The sequence below is a fragment of the Phytoactinopolyspora endophytica genome (assembly GCF_004138495.1).
Classification (GTDB): Bacteria; Actinomycetota; Actinomycetes; order Jiangellales; family Jiangellaceae; genus Phytoactinopolyspora; species Phytoactinopolyspora endophytica.
In genome coordinates this window covers 40,393-42,757 of sequence record NZ_ML142869.1, presented here as the reverse complement: position 1 = coordinate 42,757, position 2,365 = coordinate 40,393, and the positions used below count along the sequence as shown (strand labels likewise).

Annotated in this window: 2 protein-coding genes and 1 pseudogene; all 3 read right to left on the bottom strand. The window is 68.3% G+C overall.

The features are described from left to right. Nucleotides 1–214 precede the first annotated feature (214 nt). Entirely contained in the window at nucleotides 215–988 is a 774-nt protein-coding gene (locus ELR45_RS29060) for an SDR family NAD(P)-dependent oxidoreductase (protein WP_129669420.1), read from the bottom strand. A gap of 247 nt (nucleotides 989–1,235) precedes the next feature. Further along, a complete protein-coding gene (locus tag ELR45_RS29055) occupies nucleotides 1,236–2,192 on the bottom strand; it encodes a DUF5996 family protein (RefSeq protein ID WP_129669419.1) in 957 nt (318 codons plus the stop codon). Between the two features lie 25 nt (nucleotides 2,193–2,217). After that, nucleotides 2,218–2,365: pseudogene (locus ELR45_RS43060) on the bottom strand (flavodoxin family protein); the annotation flags it as partial.

The following is a 2,365-nucleotide window of genomic DNA, read 5'->3' as shown; positions in this document are numbered from 1 at the left end:
GTGAGCCGCCTACGTGAGCTCGACGATGCTCAAGCCCGTCGTCCGGGTAGGTGCTGCGGCCACCGGGCCGGGTTTCCTCTAGACGCTTCCGGTCCCAGCCGCCCAGGTCGGCGGCGGCCAGGTAGGTGGTACGCAGGCACCGGGCGTCGTCACGCGTTGGCGAAGGAGTACGCCTCAGCCGCGTCCAATCGGAGCGGCTGCTTCGCTTGGGGTTTCAGCGCCCGCGCTCTTCGCTGATGGAGTTCCCTCCGTCGACCGTGATTACCTGACCCGTGATGTACGACGCGCCTTCACCGGCGAGGAACGCAATCGCGGACGCTACCTCATCCGCGGTGCCGGACCGGCCGACGGGTGTGGCCGCGCCCATCGCCCGCTCGCGATCGGAGGCGGATGAAGTGTCGATCCACCCCGGAGCGACGGCGTTCACCGTGATGCCCGCCGCGGCCGTGTCGATCGCCGTCGCGCGCGTCAGTCCGACAATGCCGGCCTTCGCCGCGTGGTAGGCAACATCGCCGGCGTAAGCGGCGACGGGCCCCGACACCGATGACACGTTGACGATGCGGCCGTAGCCGGCAGCCTGCATAAGGCCCGCCACCGCGCGGATCATCAGGAACGACGTGGTCAGGTTTCGATCGAGCGAGGCATGCCAGTTGTCGAGGGATAGCCCGTCGACCGCGCCCGAAGCATACGAGTCGGACACGGAAGTCATCCCGGCGTTGTTGACGAGGATGTCCACGCCGCCGAACGAATCCGACGCGCACGTGACGACGGCGTCCACACCGGTCTGATCAGTGAGGTCGGCGACCACCCCTTCCGCTCGGATACCGGCGGCGCGTAGTTCTGTGACCCGCTCGAAGATACGATCTGTCGTTGATGTGACAACCACACGACTTCCGCCGGCGCCGAGAAGACGAGCTGCCGCGAACCCGATTCCCTGTGCGCTTCCCGTGCCGGTGATGATGGCGACTCGCTGTCTTTGAGTGGTCATCGTGAAACCTCCGTTTGATGGTTCTTCGGACTTCGGGTGGGGCGCCGCCGCGTCCACTTCGCCAACGGCCATTGCCTGACCGAGGAGGTGCTCGGGGATACCGCCAGCGCCTTCAGTTACATGATCTGGGACATCACCGAGTCGCATCACCAGACGGCTGGTCGCGCGCTTCGTCGAGGGTCCGATGGCGACGATGATGTCGCAGAGCATGAGCTCGCCGCCGTGGCGATAGCCTGCTGGCACATGCTCAGTCCTTCTGCCCGGGTCGGTGCTGCGGCCACCGGGCCGGGTCGTCCTCCAGGCGTTTCCGGTCCCAGCCGCCCAGGTCGGCGGCGGCCAGGTAGGTGGTGTGCAGGAACTGAGCCAAGGCCCGGTCCGGGTTGTCGGCCTCCGCCACCGCCTCGTACGGCAAAAGGAACTGGCCGTTCTCGACGCTGTAGTACGCCGCGTCGGGTGCCACCGGGTGGTCGGGGAAGCCGTCGGGCTCGGGGTAGGCGTAGGAGTAGAACGCGCCTTCCTCGCCCCCGCCTGGCCAGAAGCCGGCACTGCTCAGCTCGCGGGAGTAGCCCTCGACCATCACCCAGTCGCCGCAGTTGGGGGCACCGCCGGGGTGCTCGGGCGCGTCCCGACCGGAGAACCGGGTGCACGCCAGGTCCATGGCGCCCCAGAAGAAGTGCACCGGGCTGACCTTGCCTACGAAGTGGGAACGGAACTCACCGAGCCCGCGGTCGGCCTGCAGCAGCTGCTGCCAGAACAGGTGGGCGGCCTCGGGGTCGTAGGTCGCGTGCTGGTCGTCGTGGGCAAACGGGATCGCCGGGTCCACCTCGTTGGGCCGGGCGTCGATCGTCGTCTCGATGCCCAGCTGTTCGAGCGCCGTGATGGTCTCGCCGTAGAAGTCGGCGACCGGGCGTGACGACAGGCCGACGAGCCGCTCCTCGCCCGCGCTACTGCGCGCCCTGAGGCGGTGCTCGACGAAGTCGAGCTCGAGGTCGAAGGACCCGCCGCGGTAGGGGACCGCGCCGGTGGTCAGCCCGCGAGGGCTGACGTACAGGGTGACCTGCCACCAGTGGTTGAGCAGAGGGGCCTGCGAGAGCCGGATCTTGCCCACGACCTGGGTCCACATGTGCAGGGTGTCGCGGGTGTCGGTCCAATCGTCGACCCGCAGCCGCGGCCAGTCCTGCGGTGCTCCGATCTGCGTTGCCATGAGTTCTCCTTCCCGGCGGCGTGGGCTACCGATGCTCGGGGTTGGTTTGGTCGGGGGCCTGGCCGGCGTCCCACTCGCTGCGTCGGTTCCCGTACGCCGGGACGCCGCCCGCGGCGCGCAGCATCGCCGCGAGGTGCATGAGGTTGTAGGTCATGAAGACGGTGTTGCGGTTG